This is a genomic window from Congregibacter sp. (genome assembly GCF_045107095.1).
Taxonomy (GTDB): Bacteria; Pseudomonadota; Gammaproteobacteria; order Pseudomonadales; family Halieaceae; genus Congregibacter.
In genome coordinates this window covers 1-22,155 of the sequence record NZ_JBGCFU010000128.1, presented here as the reverse complement: position 1 = coordinate 22,155, position 22,155 = coordinate 1, and the positions used below count along the sequence as shown (strand labels likewise).

General features: G+C 55.1%; 22 protein-coding genes. 9 read left to right on the top strand and 13 right to left on the bottom strand.

Annotated features, from left to right (window positions below; translation table 11 throughout):
• Positions 1 to 628: OB-fold nucleic acid binding domain-containing protein (locus tag AB8B76_RS15365; protein WP_405273754.1), on the top strand; the 628-nt coding region annotated here is incomplete at its 5' end.
• Between the two features lie 32 nt (positions 629 to 660).
• Here AB8B76_RS15365 and AB8B76_RS15360 read toward each other — a convergent pair.
• The 9 genes from AB8B76_RS15360 to AB8B76_RS15320 all read right to left on the bottom strand — a co-directional run bounded on the left by AB8B76_RS15360 (position 661) and on the right by AB8B76_RS15320 (position 9,707).
• The gene (locus AB8B76_RS15360) at positions 661 to 1,602 is read right to left on the bottom strand and encodes a proline iminopeptidase-family hydrolase (RefSeq protein WP_405273753.1); all 942 of its coding nucleotides are present in this window, start codon (positions 1,600 to 1,602) and stop codon (positions 661 to 663) included.
• Between the two features lie 8 nt (positions 1,603 to 1,610).
• Positions 1,611 to 2,000, bottom strand: coding sequence for an MAPEG family protein (locus AB8B76_RS15355; protein WP_405273752.1), 390 nt, complete (start codon positions 1,998 to 2,000; stop codon positions 1,611 to 1,613).
• Between the two features lie 61 nt (positions 2,001 to 2,061).
• A complete protein-coding gene (locus AB8B76_RS15350; RefSeq protein WP_405273751.1) occupies positions 2,062 to 3,204 on the bottom strand; it encodes a PQQ-dependent sugar dehydrogenase in 1,143 nt (380 codons plus the stop codon).
• 51 nt (positions 3,205 to 3,255) lie between these two features.
• Entirely contained in the window at positions 3,256 to 4,692 is a 1,437-nt protein-coding gene (gene ppnN, locus AB8B76_RS15345; protein WP_405273750.1) for a nucleotide 5'-monophosphate nucleosidase PpnN, read from the bottom strand.
• A gap of 72 nt (positions 4,693 to 4,764) precedes the next feature.
• Complete coding sequence (locus AB8B76_RS15340) at positions 4,765 to 5,385, bottom strand: alpha-ketoglutarate-dependent dioxygenase AlkB family protein (protein ID WP_405273749.1); 621 nt, start codon at positions 5,383 to 5,385, stop codon at positions 4,765 to 4,767.
• A gap of 8 nt (positions 5,386 to 5,393) precedes the next feature.
• Entirely contained in the window at positions 5,394 to 5,993 is a 600-nt protein-coding gene (locus AB8B76_RS15335) for a GNAT family N-acetyltransferase (RefSeq protein ID WP_405273748.1), read from the bottom strand.
• Between the two features lie 183 nt (positions 5,994 to 6,176).
• Positions 6,177 to 6,743 (bottom strand): peroxiredoxin, encoded by a 567-nt coding sequence (locus AB8B76_RS15330; protein WP_405273747.1) that lies wholly within the window; start codon positions 6,741 to 6,743, stop codon positions 6,177 to 6,179.
• Between the two features lie 191 nt (positions 6,744 to 6,934).
• On the bottom strand, positions 6,935 to 8,428 hold the full coding sequence (locus AB8B76_RS15325; RefSeq protein ID WP_405273746.1) for a flavin-containing monooxygenase: 1,494 nt from the start codon (positions 8,426 to 8,428) through the stop codon (positions 6,935 to 6,937).
• A gap of 58 nt (positions 8,429 to 8,486) precedes the next feature.
• Complete coding sequence (locus tag AB8B76_RS15320) at positions 8,487 to 9,707, bottom strand: argininosuccinate synthase (protein WP_405273745.1); 1,221 nt, start codon at positions 9,705 to 9,707, stop codon at positions 8,487 to 8,489.
• 135 nt (positions 9,708 to 9,842) lie between these two features.
• Here AB8B76_RS15320 and pyrC point away from each other — a divergent pair, with 135 nt between their 5' ends.
• Complete coding sequence (pyrC, locus tag AB8B76_RS15315; protein WP_405273744.1) at positions 9,843 to 10,892, top strand: dihydroorotase; 1,050 nt, start codon at positions 9,843 to 9,845, stop codon at positions 10,890 to 10,892.
• Positions 10,893 to 10,895: 3 nt separating this feature from the next.
• Complete coding sequence (gene rnt, locus AB8B76_RS15310; protein WP_405273743.1) at positions 10,896 to 11,525, top strand: ribonuclease T; 630 nt, start codon at positions 10,896 to 10,898, stop codon at positions 11,523 to 11,525.
• A 21-nt stretch (positions 11,526 to 11,546) separates the two neighbouring features.
• On the opposite strand, the gene AB8B76_RS15305 is transcribed toward rnt, so the two are convergent.
• The 3 genes from AB8B76_RS15305 to mpl are packed head-to-tail and all read right to left on the bottom strand — an operon-like array spanning position 11,547 to position 16,196.
• Positions 11,547 to 12,140: an LON peptidase substrate-binding domain-containing protein gene (locus AB8B76_RS15305; protein ID WP_405273742.1), complete on the bottom strand. Its 594-nt coding sequence runs from the start codon at positions 12,138 to 12,140 to the stop codon at positions 11,547 to 11,549.
• Positions 12,137 to 14,803 (bottom strand): RND family transporter, encoded by a 2,667-nt coding sequence (locus AB8B76_RS15300; RefSeq protein ID WP_405273741.1) that lies wholly within the window; start codon positions 14,801 to 14,803, stop codon positions 12,137 to 12,139. The genes AB8B76_RS15305 and AB8B76_RS15300 overlap by 4 nt, the downstream gene beginning before the upstream one ends.
• Before the next feature lie 19 nt (positions 14,804 to 14,822).
• Positions 14,823 to 16,196: a UDP-N-acetylmuramate:L-alanyl-gamma-D-glutamyl-meso-diaminopimelate ligase gene (mpl, locus tag AB8B76_RS15295; RefSeq protein ID WP_405273740.1), complete on the bottom strand. Its 1,374-nt coding sequence runs from the start codon at positions 16,194 to 16,196 to the stop codon at positions 14,823 to 14,825.
• 92 nt (positions 16,197 to 16,288) lie between these two features.
• On the opposite strand from mpl, the gene AB8B76_RS15290 reads away from it, so the two are divergent.
• Both AB8B76_RS15290 and AB8B76_RS15285 read left to right on the top strand, forming a co-directional pair.
• Positions 16,289 to 17,599, top strand: a complete 1,311-nt coding sequence (locus tag AB8B76_RS15290; protein WP_405273755.1) for a 6-phosphofructokinase — start codon at positions 16,289 to 16,291, stop codon at positions 17,597 to 17,599.
• Between the two features lie 153 nt (positions 17,600 to 17,752).
• Positions 17,753 to 18,391, top strand: a complete 639-nt coding sequence (locus AB8B76_RS15285; RefSeq protein WP_405273739.1) for an inorganic pyrophosphatase — start codon at positions 17,753 to 17,755, stop codon at positions 18,389 to 18,391.
• 25 nt (positions 18,392 to 18,416) lie between these two features.
• Here the strand turns inward: AB8B76_RS15285 and AB8B76_RS15280 are convergent, their stop codons facing one another.
• The gene (locus AB8B76_RS15280) at positions 18,417 to 19,148 is read right to left on the bottom strand and encodes a M15 family metallopeptidase (protein WP_405273738.1); all 732 of its coding nucleotides are present in this window, start codon (positions 19,146 to 19,148) and stop codon (positions 18,417 to 18,419) included.
• A gap of 100 nt (positions 19,149 to 19,248) precedes the next feature.
• Between AB8B76_RS15280 and AB8B76_RS15275 the strand changes: the two genes are divergently transcribed.
• The 4 genes from AB8B76_RS15275 to AB8B76_RS15260 form a co-directional block, all read left to right on the top strand.
• Entirely contained in the window at positions 19,249 to 19,566 is a 318-nt protein-coding gene (locus AB8B76_RS15275) for a Rieske (2Fe-2S) protein (protein WP_405273737.1), read from the top strand.
• A 139-nt stretch (positions 19,567 to 19,705) separates the two neighbouring features.
• Positions 19,706 to 20,260 carry an RNA polymerase-binding protein DksA gene (dksA, locus tag AB8B76_RS15270; RefSeq protein ID WP_405273736.1) on the top strand — a complete coding sequence of 185 codons (555 nt, stop codon included), beginning with the start codon at positions 19,706 to 19,708 and terminating at the stop codon, positions 20,258 to 20,260.
• A gap of 22 nt (positions 20,261 to 20,282) precedes the next feature.
• Positions 20,283 to 21,143 (top strand): tRNA glutamyl-Q(34) synthetase GluQRS, encoded by an 861-nt coding sequence (gene gluQRS / locus AB8B76_RS15265; protein WP_405273735.1) that lies wholly within the window; start codon positions 20,283 to 20,285, stop codon positions 21,141 to 21,143.
• 83 nt (positions 21,144 to 21,226) lie between these two features.
• The coding region (locus AB8B76_RS15260; RefSeq protein ID WP_405273734.1) for a histidine kinase dimerization/phospho-acceptor domain-containing protein at positions 21,227 to 22,155 on the top strand (929 nt) is incomplete at its 3' end.

Genomic DNA, 22,155 nt, shown 5'->3' with positions numbered 1-22,155 from the left:
TCAGGTTTCAGATTTACGTAAACGGGCTGCGTTGAATCGTAAAGATATGGAGGCGCTGGTGGATGCTGATGCGCTTTCCAGCCTGAGCGGCCACCGCCACCAGGCTCGCTGGCAGGTTATGGCACTGGAGCCCGAGCGACCGCTTTTGCAACATGAGCAATACTCGGCCGGCACCACCCTGAACGACGAGGTGAGTTTGCCAGAGCCAGCGGTGGCTGAATCCGTCATTGCTGATTATCGAAGCACGGGAGTCACGCTTCGGGCACACCCTCTTGCTTTACTTCGCAGTCAGACGCCGTTTAACCGATGTAAAAATCAACGTGACCTGCAAGCTATGGATGACGGCCGCTTTGTACGCATCGCAGGGCTCGTAACCTGTCGCCAGCGCCCGGGTACCGCCTCTGGCGTACTCTTTCTCACCCTGGAAGACGAAACCGGCAATAACAACGTAGTGGTCTGGCCGAAGGTGCAGCAGAACTTTCGTGAGGCGCTCATGAAAGGGCGATTACTGCTTGTTAAAGGCACTCTACAAAAACGCGATGGCGTCACGCATATCGTCGCAGGAGCATTGTTTGATCACAGTGATGCGCTGGGGAACCTGGGGCTTAAGTCGCGGGATTTTCATTGAGTGAACTAGGCCCATCTAGCGCGCCAAACGGATTAAGGAGCCTCAGCCTCACGCATGAACTCCCGCAGCAGATCGCGATAGAGCTGCGGCTCACGGCTGATCGATGCGTGCCCTACTCCCGGAATGACCTCAAAACGCGAACCGGGAACGGCTTTCGCAAAACTCTTCACGGTATCTGGTCGTGCCTCGTCAAACTCTCCGGTGACAAACAGCGTGGGGACATCAATCTCGGCAAGGCGAGACGTTAAATCGAAGTCCTGCAGACTTCCCGTGGCATAAAACTCTGTAGGGCCCCACATCTGGTTATAGATCACTGAGTTCCACGGTGCGCCAGGGCAATCGACTTCTTCCTGAGCATCACCGCGCCTCACAAATTGCTCATAAAAGACTGCGGTCGCCTTCTCATAGTCCTCATGATCCGTAGACCCTTCGACTTCGTGCTTGTCCAGTACCGCCTGCACCTCGGGGTCCAGCGTGGCGCGCAGCGCGTTGGCATCGCGAATCCACAGCGGCGTGCTAATTAGCGGTGAGGACAGTGTCAACGAAACAATACCCTCGGTACCTTTTTCCAGAACATAATAAGCGGCCAGGGCCCCGCCCCAACTATGCCCCTGAAGATGCATCCGCTTCAGGCCCAACTCCCCGCGTAGGGTGTGCAAAGCTTCTACAAATCGATCTCTATTCCAAAGCTTGGAATCTCGCGGCCGACCCGACCGGCCGGTTCCCAATTGGTCGTAACGAATAACAGCGCGTTCATCGGAAAGGGGATACAACAACTGCAAGCCACAAGAAGTGCCGCCAGGGCCGCCGTGCAGCGTCACCAAAGGAGCAGCATCACCATCAATAGATTCTCCGCTGGCTATTTCATACCAAAGCGGACCGCCTTCGACCTCGATAAAACCAGAGCGAAGCTCTGTGTCAGCGTACGTGGAAAAGCTTGCCAGCAGCAGTGCGGACGCAAAGAATCGATTCATTATTCTCATTAGAGTACCGCCGCTAACAACATCACCAGAGTAGCTGCAAAACCCACAAACCAAATCGCTGATCGCAGCAGAGGAACACCCGAGGCGTAAGCCGGCACATAAAGAATCCGCGCACCAAGATAAGTCCAGGCTGCCTTGGCCGTTAAGGCTGTTCCTGCGTCGCCAAGCACGACCACCGCTACGGCAATAGTAAAGAGAATCAATCCCTCAAAGTGATTGTCCATTGCGCGCTTAAGACGCCCGGGGATCCCCCGTGCTTCCTGAGCCTCATCTCGAGGTCCACCGGTGTACTCCACGCCCAACTGAATGTTTAGAGGCACTGCCATCAATAGGAACTGCGCATACTGAAGCAAAGCAGCGTAGGCGAGCACTTGAACTTCTACAGGCATAAGAGCGTCTCGATTAACAAGTTACGTGTGAGTACCACCGGCGGGTTTCGACTGAGGATTATCAGGACTTCGGCGTCAAACGAAGCAGGCGTCCATTGCTATCACCGTAGTCGTCTTCAAGCACCCAGATACTGCCATCAGCAGACTCTTGAACGCTGCGAATGCGCGCCCCCATGTCAAAGCGCTCAACTTCTGTCGCCGAACCATCATCACCTAGTTCAACGCGAACGATTGCGCGAGAAGAGAGGCCAGCGATAAGTGCGCTGCCCTTCCAATCAGCAAACGCATCCCCACGATAGATCAGCATATCTCCCGGAGAAATCACCGGCGTCCACCAGAGGGCCGGCTTGTTGAATTCGGGTCGTGTGTCGTGATCAGGCATTTCGCGACCATCGTAATGGTCACCGTTAGAAACTTCTGGATAACCGTAGTTAGCGCCGCGCTCAATCAGGTTCAGCTCGTCACCACCAGCGGGGCCCATTTCAATTTCCCAAAGGCGACCGTCCAGTCCCAGAGCAAGGCCCAGAACATTGCGATGTCCTAAAGACCAGATTTCGGGGTAAACGCCGCCCCGACCCACGCGGGGGTTCTCGGAGTAGTAATCGACAAAGGGATTGTCATCGGGTACCGATCCATCGTCGTTAAGACGAAGCACCTTACCGGAGTTGGATTGCATGTCCTGAGCCGTCGTGAACTTCTGGCGATCACCTGAGGTAATCCAAAGATAGCCTTCATCATCAAATAGCATGCGGTGCCCGTAATGCCCATAACCCGAGAGCTTGGGATACTGACGCCAGATCACCTCAACATCGCTTAGCGAGGGTCGTCGTCCGGAAGCATCCAGTACTCCACGGGCCACCGCTGCACCGCGAGTGTCACCGACACCCGCTTCTGCATAACTTAAGTACACAATACCGTTCTCGGCAAAATCCGGATGAAGAACGACATCACCGAGTCCGCCCTGCCCTCCAAAAGCAATATCTGGCACACCGGCCACGGGGCGGGACTGCTCACCCTTATCATCTACGATAATAAGATTGCCCTTTGTTTCCGTTACCAGCAGCTGGCCGTCGGGCATTTCTGCGACCGACCAAGGCTCGTCGAACTGGCTCACTTCAGTAACCGTGAAGGGTAGCTGTGCTTGAGCCGGTGATAGCAACAGCAATGCTAGAACCGTCAGCGCTGTATTAATCAGGAGTTTCATTTGGTTTTCCTTATCAATTGTTATCTCTAAGTCTCTGTTAGGTGCCGTGAGCTATTTGGTGCTTTCAGGCTGCCCCGCCACCTCAAAACAAGGACGGTAAGTCGCCGGATCGATCTTCATGCGACCGTCGCGAACAAAGCCTTCCAGCAGATCAGCGAGGCCAGCGACGACCTCACCCGCTCCATGAAGTTGATACGGCCCATGAGCCTCAACGGCTCTCACACCGAAATCCTTTACGTTCCCGGCGACAATGCCCGAGAACGCACGCCGCAAATTCGCAACCAACTGATGCGCCGGCTGATCTCGATGCAGAGCCAGGCCCGCCATATTGTCGTGCGTGGGCAAAAACGGTTGTTGCAGCTCTTCGGGAATATGCATTGTCCAGCTATAACTGAACGACTCGTTTTGCTCTATCCGTTGGCGACGGAGGCCCTTGATAGAGCTCTTCATCGTACGTGCCACCGCAGCCGGGTCACCATTGATGATGGTGTAGTGCCGATCCACATCGTCTCCAAGACAGTCCTTCAAAAACCTATCGATCTGTTCAAAGTAAGCAGCGCTTTCTGTGGGCCCGGTAAAAATCAGCGGCAGTTCGATGTGCGCATTCGCCGGGTGCATTTTAATCCCCAGCAAAAACATGATCTCTTCCGCAGTACCCACGCCTCCGGGAAACACCAAAATACCGTGGGCCACTCGAACAAAAGCCTCCAGGCGTTTTTCAATGTCGGGCAGTATTACCAGCTCATTCACGATCGCGTTAGGCGACTCCGCTGCAATAATGCCGGGCTCGGACAAGCCGACGTAGCGAGTCTCGCTATTGAGCTGCTTGGCGTGAGCAATAGCCGCGCCCTTCATGGGGCCCTTCATCGCGCCGGGGCCACAGCCAGTGCAAATATCAAAGCCTCGAAGCCCCAGGGAGTAACCTACAGTCTTCGAATAATCGTACTCGACACGAGAAATCGAGTGGCCACCCCAGCACACCACCAACCGGGGCTGAACATTACTGCGCACGACATTGGCATTTCGCAGAATCCGGAACACGGCATCGGTGATGCCCTCGGAGCTGCTTAGGTCGAAGGTTTGCTGCTCCGCTAACTTGTGTTCGGTGTATACAACATCTCTTAGTGCGGAAAACAGGTGATGACGAATACCCTCAATCATTTTGCCATCAACAAAGGCCTCGCCCGGCGCATTGAACAACTCCAGCTTTAAACCTCGAGGCTCGGGAATAACTCGCAAATCAAAGTCCGCATAGGCCTCATAGACTTTACGAGCATCGTCGACGTAACCATCGGTGTTAAGAATAGCCAGCGCACAGCGGCGAAACAGTTCATGGAGCTTCGCATCGGCGTTAGCCAAACTATCCATTTCCCGTTGACTTAGGAGATCGAGGGTTTGCACAGGCCGCACTGAAGCTCGAGAAATACGTGCGAGGGTCATTTCATTGCCGCCGGTTGTTTCGCCGGCGCATTGATCAGGAATAGTCATATGCAGAGTATACCGTGAGGATATGACAGGTTCTTGAAAGCGTTCTCACGCCGTCCATACAGCTCAGTAAAACTAGGCGCTGGGTGCATGCACATAACGAAAAGTTAGATTGATCCTGGGACCGCAAGGTTTGCTCTGCTTGGGTACTTCATGCCGCCAATTGGCCTGAGTCTCCCCTCGCATGATCAGTAATGTGCCCGACGGAAGAGGTAACCGCAGGGGCTTAAGCGTTTTATCGAATCGGTGCTTCAACCTGAACACGCGTTCCTCGCCCAAACTCAAAGAAGCAATGACCGGTTGTGGCCCCAACTCAGGCTCGTCATCCGCATGCAGGCCCATGCTGTCGCGGTGATCGCGATAGAGGTTGGCCAGCACACTGTTGAACTTGGCGTCACAGAGCACCTCTATTCTTTTGCGAAGAGAGCTCAGCCGCGGAGTCCAGGGCAAACCATCGTGTCGAATCCCCGAATACTTGTACGTCACTCCCTCATCAGCGTGCCAAGCCAAAAGACGGGGCTGCATGTACCGCTTGCCGAACAGCTGAATCGGCTCTTCCCGCCAAGCGACTTCGCGGCGAATACTCTCAAAAAGCGTCGCGTAATCCGAACCAAGATCAGGGGTCCGATAAAGTACCAACTCGCCGCCCGGCAGATCTAATTGCTCTTTATCCTCCAACGAAAACAAATCGTTCATTAATCAGCTCATCTTGGCGGCGCGTTTAGCCCCAGCATGGAATCCAACTGCACCTTCACACCCGGCCACTCACTCTCCAAAATCGAATACACGCAGGTATCTCTGAGCGTTCCGTTACGGTGATGACTGTGGTTGCGCAGAACACCGTCGGCCTTTGCGCCAATGCGCTCGATAGCCCGTCTGCTGGCACGGTTGAAAGAGGACGTTCGAAATTCCACGGCGATACAACCGAGAGATTCAAAAGCGTGCCCAAGCAAGAGGCGCTTGCACTGAGTATTCAGCGGAGTTCGCTGCACGCGCTTTGCGTACCAGGTTGAACCGATCTCTACACGCGGTGATGTCGCATCAATGTTCATATAGGTCGTCATACCCGCTGGAGTCCCGCTTGCATCGAGCACCGTAAAAGGCAGCATGCGTGATGCTTGTTGCTCGCCCAGACGCCGCTCTATCTCCGCCTGCATATCTCTCGGTGCCGGGACATTCGTATACCACGCCCGCCAAACCTCACCATCGTCGCTGGCGACCGCCAACGCCTCGGCATGCTCCAGTTGTAGTGGAACCAGGCTCGCAAATTCTCCTTCGAGGGCAACGGGATCAGGCCACGACATTTCGAACATCCTCAACGATAGTAGAAAAACAAGAATGCCATGGTTGAGACAAAAAAAACCCGCTCTCACAGATGAAAGCGGGTTTTTCATGGCTGAGTTTCCTCAGCCGGAGCCACTGTGGCTAACGATTAGCTAAAAGTGCTACTTGTAAATTGCACTAACAAGCGACCCTAGCTGTATTGCTTAGCCTACAAACGCTTTGCGTGGCTCAGAAACACCTTCAGACTCAGTACCTTTCAGGTAAGCGAGCATAGTGTCGGCATCGGATACTTCAAACGGATCAGTCTCACCGTTATCGCAGTAGCCAGCTTCTGAGAAAAGCTTCTCAATGGTGCCGTCATTAACGAGCATGGAGTAGCGCCATGAACGCATGCCAAAGCCGATGTTCGACTTGTCTACGAGCATACCCATCTTACGAGTGAACTCGCCGTTGCCGTCAGGCAGCAAGAAGATGTTTTTGTTGCCCTGCTCCTGGCCCCACTTAAACATAACGAAAGCGTCGTTCACTGAAACACAGATGATCTCGTCAACGCCCTGCGCCTTGAACTCTTCATAGAGCTCTTCGTAGCGTGGAAGGTGATTGGAAGAACAGGTCGGGGTAAACGCACCTGGAAGTGAGAAAACCACTACTTTTTTGCCGCCAAAAATGTCGGCTGTTGTCTTCTCTTCCCATCGGAAAGGGTTATCACCGCCTACAGACTCGTCCCGTACGCGTGTTTTAAAAGTTGCTTCTGGTACCTGTGTAGTCACGTCTAAGATCTCCTAAAGTCAATCTACTTAAAGTATCGCTGGTTCGGCGATATCACTAAAAACCACCGCCCATCGAAATGCGGGAGCTGAATATTAACGAAGAATCGTTAATCGAGAAAACGATATTTATCGCTCTACTCGTTCGATTTTATCGATGAAATACCCGGCAAGAGCCGGGAGGCTAAAAACTTCTACGCGGCGCGCTGTGTATCAGACTCGGTTTTTCGCGGCGATTCATACTTGAGAGCCGCCTCGGTAAAGCTCATCTCCTCAAACTCTCGCTTCTCACGCAGGTAGTTTTGCGAGTTCACCCAGGGGTTCCGGTCACCTTGTTTTGGAAACAAGTGCATAACTCGCTGCATATAGCCTGCAGAAAAGTCATCAACCCATGGTCGCGGCTCCATGGTAGGAAGGTCTTCCTCCACAGCAGCGGTGACTACGGTTTCTCCCGTGCTGTCCATATGCGCGAGCAAACCGCACATCCACTGGGATACGATATCTGCACGGAGCGTCCAGGACGCGTTGATGTAGCCAAACACCGACACCAAATTGGGCAGGCCAGTACACATCATGCCTCGGTAAGACCAGCTGGAAGGGATATCAAAGTCCTCTCCATCAACCTGAAGGTCAATGCCTCCCATGAGTTCGAGCTCAAGGCCCGTCGCCGATACGATGATGTCCGCCGCAATCTCAGTTCCGTCGACCAGCCGCACGCCTTCGGCTGTGAGTGTATCAATCTGATTTGTTACCACCCGCGCTTTACCGCTGTGGATCGCGCCAAACAGATCGCTATCGGGCACCAGGCAAAGACGCTGATCCCAAGGATTGTACTCGGGCGTGAAATCCGCCATGTCTCCCGCATCGCCCAATTCTTTTCGCGTCTGGTCAAGAAGCATCTGGCGTACCTTCTCAGGCTTCTTGCGCGTCTTCTCATACAGCCAGTGCTGCATGCGGGTGTTTTTCCAGCGTGTAAGATTGTAAGCCCACTCTTTAGGCAACACCGCTCGGAGAAAATTTGCGATTCGGTCAGTGGAGGGTCGCGACACGACCCAGGTCGGCGAACGCTGGAGCATCACCACTTCCGCTGCCTTGTCGGCCATGGAGGGGACTAAAGTCATAGCCGTAGCGCCAGAGCCGATAATCAGCACGCGCTTGTTTTCATAGTTGAGATCTTCAGGCCAGAATTGTGGATGCACAAACTCGCCCTGGAAAGCTTCTCGACCCGGAAACTCAGGCTGATGTCCTTGGCTGTAGTTATAGTAGCCGGCGCAAAGATGCAGGAACCGCGTTTTCAGGCTTTGCTCGGTCCCGCCGGCGCCATCTTCGATAGTCAGCTCCCAGCACTGCTGCTCACTGTTCCAATTGGCCTGCTTCACCTTCTGCTGGTACCGAATGAGGGATTCAACACCGTATTCTTTGGCGGTTTCACGCACGTACTTCAGGATCGATGGGCCATCGGCGATCGCTTTCGATGCTTCCCATGGTTTGAAGCTGTAACCCAGGGTATGCATATCGCTGTCCGAACGAATGCCCGGATAGCGAAACAAATCCCAAGTGCCTCCGCTGCGCTCTCGAGCCTCGAGAAGAGCAATTTTTCGGTCAGGGCAATTACGCTTCAAATGACAGGCAGCGCCAACCCCGGAGAGTCCCGCACCAATAATCACTACATCAAGAATATCGTTCATAAACTACTGCCTGTGACGTGTAATCGAGCCAATAATCATCATTGGCTATTGTCTTACGCTAGCGTGCACTGCGACCCCGACCCGCCGCAATTCTCAAACGCAGCGCATTAAGTTTGATAAAGCCTTCTGCGTCCGCCTGATCATAGGCGCCAGCATCATCTTCGAAGGTCGCAATGCTTTCGTCAAACAAACTGTCGTCAGAGCTACGCCCCACCGCGGACACACTACCTTTGTACAGCTTCAAACGAACCGCGCCATTCACCACGCTTTGAGACTGATCTATCGCCGCCTGCAGCATTTGGCGCTCTGGCGACCACCAGTAACCGTTATAAATGAGGTTCGCGTAGCGCGGCATTAACTCATCCTTCAAGTGCGCCACTTCGCGATCAAGGGTGAGAGACTCAATGGCGCGGTGAGCTTTGAGCATTATCGTTCCGCCTGGAGTCTCATAGCAGCCCCGGGATTTCATGCCCACATAACGGTTTTCGACAATATCAAGGCGCCCAACGCCATTGGCACCGCCAATACGATTCAATTCTGCGAGCACCGTCGCGGGAGACATCGCGGTGCCGTCGATGGCGACAATATCGCCGCCGCGAAACTCGAGCTCGATATAGGTCGGCGTATCTGGTGCCTCTTCAGGGCTCACACTCCAGCGCCACATTGAGTCTTCAGCTTCGGCCCAGGGGTCCTCAAGAATGCCGCCCTCGTAAGAAATGTGCAGCAGATTCGCGTCCATGGAATACGGCGATTTTTTACCGGCTGCAGCAAAATCCACGGGAATGTCACGCTCACGACAGTACGCCATGAGTGACTCTCGGGAGCTGAGGTCCCACTCCCTCCAGGGGGCGATAACCTGAATACCCGGCTTTAGCGCATAGGCACCCAGCTCAAACCGCACCTGATCGTTACCTTTGCCCGTCGCGCCGTGGGATATCGCGTCTGCGCCGGTCTCCGTCGCGATGTCAACGAGTCGCTTGGCGATGAGGGGCCGCGCAATCGACGTCCCCAGCAGGTATTCACCTTCGTAAATGGTATTCGCCCTGAACATGGGATAGACATAGTCGCGGACAAACTCTTCGCGAAGATCCTCAATGTAGATTTCTTTGACGCCAAGAGCTTCAGCTTTGGCCCGCGCAGGCTCCACTTCTTCGCCCTGCCCTATGTCAGCAGTAAAAGTCACCACTTCACAATCGTAGTGATCTTGCAGCCAGCGCACGATTACCGAGGTATCCAGCCCCCCCGAGTACGCTAAAACCACCTTATTGACGTCCGCCATGCTGTTCCCCAAAGCGCAAAAGAGCGGAAGTTTACCGCTGCAAGCACCTGCATGCACGAATAAGCCGATTCCGCAGTGTTGTCATCGGCACCTTTGCGGTAGCATCACTTCTTCTCTCTTGCACGGCTCAGCCCCTTGGACACCCTGACCCTTATTCGCCCCGACGACTGGCACAGCCACCTCCGAGATGGATCCGCGTTAACCCAAACCTCGGCGGACATGGCGCGGTACATGGGTCGGGTCATTGTCATGCCCAACCTCGTGCCCCCGGTCACAAACGCCCGTCTGGCTGCCGAGTACCGACAGCGGATACTTCGCAGCATGCAGTCTACGGCCCGACAATTTGACCCCCTAATGACCTTGTATCTAACCGATGCTACCAGCGAGGCCGATATTCGCGAGGCAGCAGAGATAGATTGGCTGGCAGCAGTAAAACTCTATCCCGCGGGCGCCACTACCAACTCTGACGCTGGTGTTAACTCTCTCGAAGCTCTCTATCCAGTCCTCGCCACGATGGAAGAAGTGGACTTACCATTACTTGTTCACGGCGAAGTCACAGATCACGACGTCGATATTTTTGACCGCGAGGCGGCATTCATTGCTGAGCATCTGGCACCCATCGTCGATCGTTTTCCCAAGCTCCGGGTCGTACTAGAGCACATCACCACGAGCGACGCGGTAGACTTTGTAAGAGGCGCTGGCCCAAGAGTCGCAGCAACGATCACCGCTCACCACCTGCTCCTCAATCGCAACGATATGCTGGTCGGCGGTATCAAGCCCCACTACTACTGCCTGCCGATCCTGAAGCGACGACAGCATCAGGAAGCCCTCCGTGGCGCCGCGACAGGGGAAGACAGAAGCTTCTTTATCGGAACGGATTCGGCCCCTCACGAGCAGCACGCCAAAGAGAACGCTTGCGGTTGCGCCGGTGTCTACACCGCGCATGCGTCTCTGGAACTGTACGCAGAGGTGTTCGAGGAGATGACTGCGCTTGATCGTCTCGAGGATTTCGCGTCCCTTCGCGGACCAGACTTCTACGCACGTCCGCGTAACAGCGACACTGTTCAGCTGCGACGCGTCGACTGGACCGTGCCTGAAACGATTCCTTTGGGCGACAGCGAGTTAGTACCGCTGCGCGCGGGTGAAACCCTTCGCTGGCAAGTTGTCGATGCGGGAGCCTCCTGAGTCATGACCATGAGATCACGTTTCCGGGGCTTTCTACCCGTGATAGTGGATATGGAGACCGGTGGATTCTCCTCATCTACCGATGCGGTTTTGGAGCTGGCGGCGACTATCGTGCGCATGGACGATGCCGGACATATTGCCGTGCACGAGACCCACAGTTTTAACGTCGCACCCTTCGAGGGAGCCAATATCGAGCAGTCTGCTTTGGATTTTACAGGCATTGATCCCTGGCACCCGTTCCGAGAAGCGCACTCAGAAAAAGATGCGCTGGGAGAGCTCTTTCAGATCGTTAGACGGGAAATACGCGATCAGGAATGCACCCGGGCAATCCTTGTAGGACACAACGCACACTTCGACGCTGGCTTCTTAAATGCGGCGGTAGAGCGCTGCGAAATCAAGCGAAATCCCTTTCATCCCTTCTCTCATTTTGACACCGCGACCTTATCAGGCCTGGCCTACGGCCAGACAGTGTTGGCGAAGAGCTGCTTTGAAGCGGGAATTCCTTTTGATAACGAGCAGGCCCACTCTGCGGCCTATGACGCTGAGCGCACGGCGGAACTGTTTTGCGGCATCGTTAACCGATGGCAAATGCTCGGCGGCTGGGCACCCAGCAACGCATCCGCAGCCGATTAAGCGCAGAGCCGTCTCGCCTTCTCATTGGCTCTCACCACTGAGGGCATTGAGCAGTAAGTCAAGCTCACGCATGAGCTCTTCAATAGCCATCAGCGACAGAAGCTCAACTTTGAGTTCTTCCTCCAAGGGCAACAGCTGCACAAGACTGTAGGCGACCTGCCAGGCGTCGCTCATATCCACAGGCATGCCGATACGCTGAACATGGGGGTGAGCCTCCAGACCCTGGAGGACCGTTCGCATGGGCTCCCAGGCATCGATCATTGCCGCAGGCTCAAGCGGGGGCAATAACTCCACTTGCCCGCGGATCAAGCCGCTTTCCTCTCGCCAGAATTCGAGAGGCCGAAAGCGCTGCCCACCCTCAACAGTGACTCCCAGCAAGCCATTATCCAACTGATCCCAGTCTACGATTGAAGCAAGAGTGCCGATGTCTGCAAGCTCCGGCAGGCGTGCAGAGCCAACCTCGCCTCCTCGCTCAATACGCACCATGCCAAAGGGCTCTCCGCTTCGCATAGAGGACTTCACTAACTCGAGATACCGCTGCTCGAATATCTGCAACGGCATCCGCCCATAGGGCACCAGCGCTGCAGACAGAGGAAAAAATGCCAGCTCGGTCATTGCTCAGCACCCAGAGGTTTAAACAGCAGAATCAATCTAGGAAGCAACAGCAAAGCTCCCACCACAGCGGCGCTCATAGCGATAACTGTGAGTACGCCAAAGTACAAACTAGGGTTGAAGTTCGACAAGGTCAGCGTGCTGAACCCCACAACCAGCGTCAACGTGGTGTAGTACATCGCCCGCCCAATACTTCCGTGACAGCGATACATGGACGCCAGGTAATTGCGGTCTGCGGGAAACTCCCGTTTAAAACGATGCACGTAGTGAATGCAGTTATCCACTCCAATACCCACCACGATAGCCGCGATGGTAATGGTCATAATATCCAGGGGGATTCCCGCAAAACCCATGATACCCAGCACCATTCCAGCAGCTAGCAGGTTAGGCGCCAGAGCAATAAGCGCCAGCGAAAAGGAACGAAACAGAATCCAGAACATCAGCAGGATCACTGCAAATACAGCCCCCAGAGTGAGTATCTGGGAGGCAAAAAGGCTTTGCAGTACGTTGTTGTACATCACCAGCATTCCCGTGAACCGGGCTTGCCCTTCGTCAAGACCGCCTTCGGTTTGTAGCGCGAGATTCAAGTCTCGAAGGAACGCGGCGCGGCGCAAATCCTCACTGGTCTCCTTAACTCGCACCGTAATTCTCGCCTCATCCCGCTCGGCGTTGAAATAAGGCGCCACCAGTTGACGGGAGATATCCTCGGAAAGCGCGTTGCGAGCAAGAGCGAGCTCTACACTTCCCATATCATCGCCGAGGAGCTGGCGAAACAATTCGAAGGTAGTGGACAGTGACTGGGTCTTTCCAGTTTCGGCGTACCCGTCGACGATTCCCTGCAAGCGATCGATAAGACGCATTCCCTCTAAACTAAACCAGAATCCGGGGTCCACATTTTGATCACTGGAGCTGCCCGCGAAGGCATCTCCGTCGGACTCAAAGAAATCATCGCCATCCGCAAAGGCATCGTCGGCAAAGGCATCACCAGTGAAAGGATTATCCCCAAAACCATCATCAGCGAATTCGTCAGTTTCGGCGAACGAAGCTTTTGTCTCACTCCCAAAGGGATCCTCGAATTCTTCGGCAAACGGGTCATCCTCTGCCAGCGGAGTGACCGCTGTATTCGAGGAACTCTCCAATCCAGGTAGCGGCGCGGAACTATCGGGCGCGGCGATCACAATGTCCAGGGGAATGGTACCGCCCAAGCGAGCGTCGAGAAGCTCCATGCCCTGATAGATCTCGGTGGTTTCCTTGAAGTAATCGATAAAGCGGTTTTCGACCTGGAGTCGCAGCACACCCACTACAACGAACACACTAAGAGCTAAACTTCCCCACAGCACCAGCGATCCATGATGATCGGCAATCGACGCAAAACGCATGGTAAAGGGCGCGCCTTCCTCCGCGGAGACAGGCTCTCTATCCATTGGCCACAAGAGCATCAACGCTGGCACCAGACTGAAAGACACCATCAAGGCTACGCATATTCCCAGCGTCATCATCCACCCAAAATCGATCACTGGCTGAATTCCTGAGACCACGAGGGACACAAAGGCGACCATCGTGGTGACGCCGGTATACACGCAAGGGACCGCCATGAGACGCATAGTGTCGCGCACCCGATCAAAGGTCGGGGCATCCGGCTGTTCTTGATGAAGCTCGCGGTAGCGCACCACCAGATGAATAGCGATAGCGAGGCCGACGATGAGCAGCACGGCAACCACGTTCGAGGAAATCACCGTCATCCGCCAATCGAGAAAGCCCAGTATCCCAAGGGTGTAAGCCACACCAAGGGAGCAGCTCAACAAAGGAATGACCACCCACTTAAGACGCCGAAAAATAAGTGCCAACACCAACACCATGACAGCGAGAATCGCGCTACCAAAAAGCACGAGATCGCTACGGACAAAGCTCACCATGTCGGCAGCGATCATGGGCACACCACCGACAAAAATGCCGGCGTGATCGCGATAGCCGTCCACCACTCCGCGAACGCCTGCCACTAGATCACTCTGCTGCCCCAACTGCTCGGCGCTGCGGCGCTTCACTTCCTGTTCGACTTCAGCCAGACGCGCCGCGGCGGATGCATCAAAATCCCCGGAACGCTCAGCAAGGCGAAGCTCGTCCCGCTCCCGCAAAAGATCACCATCACCGTCAGCACGCACCAGATTCACCTGAATGGCTGTGACATCACCCTGCTCGCCCACCAGCAAGTTGCTATACAACGGACTTTGGGTGAATTCTTTAAGTGCCTGCTCTCGATCAATATTCGGGTCTTTAAGAGACGGTAACGGGTCACCGGAAGTCACCTGCGAGAGACCCACAGGCGGACTTTGCAGCAGGGGCACATCCATCACGGTAACCACCGAGGACACGCCGGGCAGCACACGAAGCTCCTCTGCCATGGCGGACAGTGGCTGCAAAGACTGATCTGACAGCAGAGGCGCCTTCGGTCGCCAGGTTATAACGATGAAGTCCTCACTGCTGTAGCGACGACCAACCTCTCTAAAGTATTCCAGCGCGGGATCACCCTGAAGCAGCAGGGAATCGGCCGACGCGTCAATACGAATTTTTGGAAACTGCAGCAATGCGAGCAGCAGCAATACCGAGAGCAGGCCGAGTACGGCAAAGGGTCGCCGCAGCACTAACTGCTCATAAAAGGCCAACATAGATTTACTCCCGGTGTTCTTACGGCTGATTCTGCGCCAATGCGGACAACAGACGCTGGTGAATGCCTCCAAAGGCACCATTACTCATTACTACGACATCATCGCCCGGCAAAGTTTCATCGACGATACATTTAACAAGCTCATCGATGTCCTCATTGATGGTGGCGGGTACTTCACTACTCTCAAGCACATCATCGAGGGACCAGCCCAGCGTTCTCGGTTGATACCAAAACACCGCATCAGCTTTTGCCGTGGATGGTGCAAGGGCAGCTCGATGCTCTCCCATACGCATGGTATTGGATCGCGGTTCGATAACTGCCACTACTCGTTTGCGCCCTGCGGCGCCTTGCATGGCCTCCAGCGTAGCGGCTATGGCGGTGGGGTGGTGAGCAAAATCATCGTAGACACGAACTCCATTGACCTCACCTCGCAGCTCCAGTCGCCTACGAACCCCCTTAAAACGCGCTAGCGCGTCAACGGAATGCGCCGGCGTCACGCCCACATGGCGCGCTGCAGCGCAGGCACCCAGGGCATTGGAGACGTTGTGGCCGCCCCTCTGCCCCCAGCTAACAGTCAGCTTCTCGCTCCCGGGAGCATCCAGGGTCCAGGTAGTGCCTCCCGCATCATCGAGAGAGGCCTGCCAATCCGCCGAGACATGATTCACCGCAAGAGTTTCTCTAGGCGTCCAGCAACCCAGCTCTAACATTTCCTCGATTGCCGGCACTCCTGCGGGCGTAAACACTTGGCCGTTTCCAGGAACGCAGCGGATAAGATGATGAAACTGACGCTGAATCGCAGCCAAATCGGGAAATATATCGGCGTGGTCGAACTCAAGATTGTTCACGATCAGCGTGCGTGGCCGGTAGTGCACAAACTTAGAGCGCTTATCGAAAAACGCCGTGTCGTACTCGTCAGCCTCAATCACAAAAAAGCTGCCGCCGCCCAAGCGGGCCGACACGCCAAAATTCAGCGGCACTCCCCCAATAAGAAATCCAGGCGCCAGGCCCGCATCTTCGAGAAGCCAGGCCAACATACTGCTCGCCGTCGTCTTACCGTGGGTCCCGGAAACGGCCAGCACCCAACGATCTGCAAGCACGGCTTCGGCCAGCCATTGAGGCCCCGACTGATACTTCATGCCGCGAGACAGCACCGCCTCAACGGCGGGGTTTCCCCGCGATAGCGCGTTGCCCACAACGATCAACGCGTCCTCGGGGAGATGCTCGGGATCAAAGCCCTCGTGTAAGGTAATACCCGCAGCGGCAAGCTGATCGCTCATAGGCGGGTAGACGTTAGCGTCGCAGCCGCTCACCTCCCAACCTAACTCCCGGGCGATCAAAGCCAGGCCCCCCATGAAGGTGCCGCAGATGCCGAGAATGTGCAGACGCTGATGCACAGCCAGTCCTCGCGAAAAAAGAGCGAAATTCTAGCACGGCATCACAGTACGGCCGTCCCACGCGGTGCACAGCACCGCCCGCTTCCCGTATGATGCTGCCATCGTATTCATGCCTCTTGAGGATCGCCAACGTGAGCCGCAAAGCCAACGCCTTTTACGCCCAATCAGGGGGTGTCACTTCAGTAATTAACGCCTCTGCTTGCGGTGTTATTGAAACGGCAAGAGAACACCGTGACGTCATCGGCAAAGTATTCGCGGGTCGCAACGGAATCATTGGTGCACTGCAGGAAGAGCTCATTGATACCGGCAAGGAGAGCAAGGCAGCGATTAGAGGGCTTCTTCAGACGCCTTCGGGGGCCTTTGGCAGCTGCCGACACAAGTTAAAGTCTCTTGAGAAGAATCGCGCTGAGTACGAGCGTCTGATTGAGGTGTTCCGTGCACACGATATCCGCTACTTTTTTTACAACGGGGGCGGAGATTCCGCTGACACCTGCTTGAAAGTATCGCAACTGAGCCAGACTTTGGGTTATCCCCTTCAGGCGATTCATGTTCCCAAAACGATTGATAATGATCTTCCGCACACAGACAACAGTCCGGGCTTTGGGTCCGTTGCCAAGTACGTAGCTGTCTCCACAAGAGAAGCAGCAATGGATGTCGCGTCCATGTGCGCAAGCTCTACGAAGGTATTCATTTTGGAAGTCATGGGGCGTCATGCGGGCTGGATTGCGGCGGCCTCGGGCCTGGCGGCTGAACAAGAGGGCGATGCGCCACATGTCATTCTGTTTCCCGAGATTGCCTTCGATAAGAAGAAGTTTCTGGCGCGGGTAGATCGATCGGTGAAACGTTTTGGCTATTGTGTTGTTGTGGCATCCGAGGGAGCGCAAACCGCCGATGGAAGCTTCATCAGTGACATGGGGACTCGCGACGCTTTCGGCCATGCACAACTGGGTGGCTTAGCACCTGCACTGGCGGGGATGGTGAAAGAGGAACTGAACTACAAGTATCACTGGGCGGTTGCGGACTATCTTCAGCGCTCCGCGAGGCATATCGCGTCTCAGACGGACCTCGACCAAGCTTACGCCGTAGGCGAGGCGGCGGTTAAAATGGCCGTAGCTGGTAAAAATGCAGTGATGCCGGGCATCGTTCGCGGCAAAGGTAAACGTTATAGCTGGCGCATAGTAGAAGCACCTCTCGAGGAAGTCGCCAACGTCGAAAAGAAAATGCCGCGAAGCTACATCAGTCGCGATGGCTTTGGCATTACACCCGCGGCCCGCGAGTACCTGCAGCCCCTGATTCAAGGAGAAGCCTATCCTAGCTATCGCCAGGGCTTACCGCAGTACGTGCGGCTGAAGAATGAACTGGTGCCCCGGCGACTGCGCAAACGCTTCAAGGTTGCGCAATAAAGCGGTAGCGCCAGTAAACGCAAATCATCAGCGCCTCGCAGATTTCCACGGGTAGCGGTTACAATCGCGCCCGATTTTTAAGTTGGATGTTTTTACCAGATTCACCACGGCACCGACGCATCCACGCGCGCCGTGAAACATTGAGGAGACACTATGTATCGCAACGAAAAATTTAACCGCTGGCGTCGGCACCCCTGGCACGGCCTCCATACACAAATGGATGGCGCAGACGATGGTGTAGTACAGGTTTACATCGAGATGCTGCCTACCGATGTAGTCAAGTACGAACTGGACAAGGCGTCGGGCTTTTTAATGGTCGACCGCCCCCAGCGCACAACCTCCAGTCCCCCTGCGTTGTATGGCTTCATTCCTCGCACCTATTGCGCGGAAGAAGTGGCCAAGCGCTGCCCGGGCGTCGAGGTTGCTGACGGCGATCCCCTGGATATTTGTGTGTATTCCGAGCGCCATATCAATCGCTCGGACATCGTACTCAACGCGCGCGTTGTCGGTGGCATACAAATGATCGACGACGGAGAAGCCGACGACAAAATCATTGCGATTCTTGACGGTGACAACATCTGGGGCGACGTGCAGGATATTTCTGACCTCCCGCAGATCAAAATCGAACGACTCCAGCACTATTTTTCTACCTACAAGCTAGTACCAGGTAAGGAAATCGATATTAAAGTTGATCATGTCTATGGCCGCGAAGAAGCGCTGAAAGTTATCGCCGCTTCCGAGACCGACTACTGGAATCACTTTAAGGACCTTCACGAGCAGGCCAAAGACTAAGCCTCTCGTTATCTGCTGCCGGCGACTACGCCGGTGGCAGGTATTTCAACGCATTCTCCGGTGGCTCAGCCACTCGCAATACAAAACGCTCAAACAGTGACTCCAGCTGCGAATCCAATACTTCTCGAGCACCAAGCCCCCCATACTCGGACTCTAACCAAGCTAGTCTGAGCACCTCTGCACTACTTGCCTGTTCGTAGGGCATTGCAAGCGGCGCGTAACTCAAGTGCCAACGCTCCGCCGCTACGCCGCCACGGTCCTTATCGTAGGGACGATAAAAACCGAAGCTCTCACCCACAGCAATACGTTCATCCAACCATTCATGTAGTGGTCCAAAAGGGCCGGCTGCATCTACCTCCGCAAGGCTCAGTTGCACGCGGTAATCATCGTCTACCGCCGCCGCGTCAAAGATATCGAGATCAGTTCCCCAATGGTGACGGCTGGCTCCCGGCATCGCCGAAAACCGCAGCACACAGCGAATACACTCCACGTCGCTCAACGTCGCAAGATCAACTACCTGATCATCATCATCAAAAACAGGACGTTGCCCTGCTAATTTAGCGTTCCAGATAGCCAACTGTCGTTCGTAGGAACGATAAGCACTGGCAATCTTCAACCGGAAACCAGCTTCAAATGCGGCGTCGGTTAGACACTGCAGAGCGGCCCAAACGGGCGCCTGCAGCCTATGCCCACCGCGCGCTTGCAGTGCATTCTCATGCAGGCCGAGGAGCTGTCGCTGAAAAACCGAAAGACTCAAAAGCACTCCAGAGCTAAGAACTTGCGTTCATTGATAAACCAATGGCTTACTGCTTCGCACAAACTTGACCAAAAGAATATACAACCTAAAGGACTCCCAGGTGGATTCACCCGACTCACCCAATTTATCCCTAGCGGATAACAGCAGCCAGAGTGTAACGCTCGAGGGGCGATCCCTGATACTGGTCAATCGACGGGGCGAGCTCTTCCTATTCGAAAACAACTGCCCGCATGCCAACGAGAGCATGGACCCCCTTGGCGGCTCCCTTAGTGACGGGAGCGGTGATCTCATCCGCTGTCAGCGCCACGGGGCAGAGTTTCTTGCGCATACGGGGGAATGCGTTGCCGGACCGTGCATGGGCGAAACATTAACACCCGTGGCATTTACCTTGGCCGGCGGACAAATCTACCTGGACTAGCTCCAGGCCATTGGCCATTCGTCAAGAGCGATTTTCGCTGGCGTGTAGCACGCAATTCTGGTAGCTTCTCCGCGCTTCGAAATGCGCCCCGCCAGAATCCCTCGCTGGGCAGCCAGAGTAAGATAGTTGGAACACCACTATGCCGACAAAAGCAGCACCTAAAACAGCACCGAAGAAGAAAGCAGCCGCGCCAAAGAAAAAGGCCGCAAGCAAAGCCAAGGCCGCGCCTGCCAAAAAGACCGCGACTCGCTCCAGCGCACGCAAAAAGACTAGTAGCGGCGTCGAGTTCCGTAACTTTGAGCCGTACAAGCCCAAGCGCGGCGAAGAGTACATGAATGAGCCTCAGCGAGAGCACTTCAAGCTCATCTTGATGCGCTGGAAAGCGGAACTCATGGAAGAAGTTGATCGCACCGTAACTCACATGAAGGACGAGGCGGCAAACTTTCCAGACCCCGCGGACCGCGCAACGCAAGAAGAGGAATTCAGCCTTGAACTGCGAACACGCGATCGCGAGCGCAAGCTGATCAAGAAAATTGATTCGACTATCGAGCGCATCGAGCAGGATGACTATGGCTTCTGCGATGCCTGCGGTGTAGAGATCGGTATCAAGCGATTAGAAGCTCGCCCCACGGCGTCGCTCTGCATCGATTGCAAAACCCTCGACGAAATCAAAGAAAGGCAGGAGCTGGGCTAAGCCCGCTCCCTAGTCCCGGTTGATGGCTACGCAGCCTGAGTACCGGGGCCGCTTTGCACCCTCTCCTACGGGCCCTCTTCATATGGGCTCGCTACTCACCGCTGTAGCTAGTTATCTGGATGCACGCGCTTCATCAGGTACCTGGCTACTGCGTATCGAAGACATAGACCCTCCCCGGGAAGTTCCGGGGGCTGGGGACAGTATCCTCCGGTCCCTGGAAGCTCATGGCCTCTACTGGGACGAAACTGAACTCTACCAATCCACACGTTTAGAAGCCTATGCAGAGGCGCTTGACGGATTAACCGAATGCGGTGAGGTATTTCGCTGCTGCTGCACCAGAGCCACTTTAGGACCCGGCGGTAACTGCCTGAAACGCTGCTCACCCGCGCCTGAAGATGTCACAGCACTACGCGTCAGCCTCTTAGGCAACGTGGGCTTTGACGACAAAATCCTTGGCCCTCAGGCACCCGGGCTAAGTGCAAACGATCTGGTGTTACGGCGCAAAGATGGTCTATACGCCTACGCTCTTGCAGTAGTGGTCGATGATGCGTGGCAAAGCATCACAGACGTGGTCCGAGGCGAAGACCTTCTTTCACAAACCTTCTCGCAACTCGAGCTGCTCGCTCAGCTAAAGGCAGCGCAACCCAGCTATGCCCACGTACCGATTGTCTGCGACGCATCTGGCGTCAAACTCAGCAAACAGGCAGGCGCAACTGCGATTGACGATAAAGCGGCCCTGGCAAATCTCCGCAAAGCACTAGAGCTCCTTTATCAGGACAGCGCACAATTGCCTGCGGGATCTACGCAAGAACTGTTGGAACTGGCAACATCGCTATGGAATCCCCGGGCCCTCAAAGCAGCAAAAGCGCTGGTTTACCCCTAGCTCTGGAGTCCGTAGCATGCTGGTCCTCCGCCGTTTAAAGCAAAGCACCGCAAAAAAGTACTCCCTTGCCCTCGACTGAACTCATGAATCTTATCTATTTTGCTGTACCCGCCCTCGCTCTGCCTATCGTGCTCGTACTTTTATACCGGCAACGGCGGGAGTACCAACAGACCTTTGAGGAGCTGCCTACAGGGCTTTGTGTTGTGGGCGGAGACAACCGGGTTCTCCGCTGGAATCGGCAAATGTCGAGCCTCAGCGGTGTATCGGCAGAAGAAGCGATCACGCAGAACATCGCAAATTTACCCAGTCCCTGGCCAATTGCACTGAGCGAGGCCCTGGTGGATCCCGACGGCACAGTTATCAAACAATCTCTGGGATACGACGAAAATGGCGGCGAGCGGTGGGTTATTGTGCACAGCAGCCCATTGCAGCTTCCCGGTCGCCGTCGCCAAATTTTGGTGGAGGACATCACCGATTATCAACGACTACAGGACGAGCTACTCCACAACGAACGCCTCGCCTCTATTGGCCGCCTTGCCGCAGGCGTCGCCCACGAAATAGGCAATCCCGTTACCGGCATTGCATGCATTGCCCAGAACCTTGCGGATAACGCCGACGCAACCGAGCTGGATGTAGGCACGCAGGAAATCCTCAAACAGACCGAACGTATCTCCCGCACGGTGAACTCGCTCATGCAGCTATCCCATCCGGGTAGCGGCGCGCAGGATGCTGACTCGGTAGCGTGCAACCTGGCGGACTGTATCGATGAGGCCGCGCACTTACTGAATCTGGACATGGATGTACCGCGAGGAGAATTTACCAACAACACCGATCGCGAGTTGCTTGTGCGCGGCGATAATCAGCTACTCCTTCAAGTGTTTTTGAATTTATTGGACAACGCTCGAAGCGCGGCAGCAGAAGAAGGACCGGTTACCATCGATGCTCATCAGGATGGAGACACCACGACCATTTCTATAGATAACCCGGGGCCAGCGATTTCACCGGAGGTCAT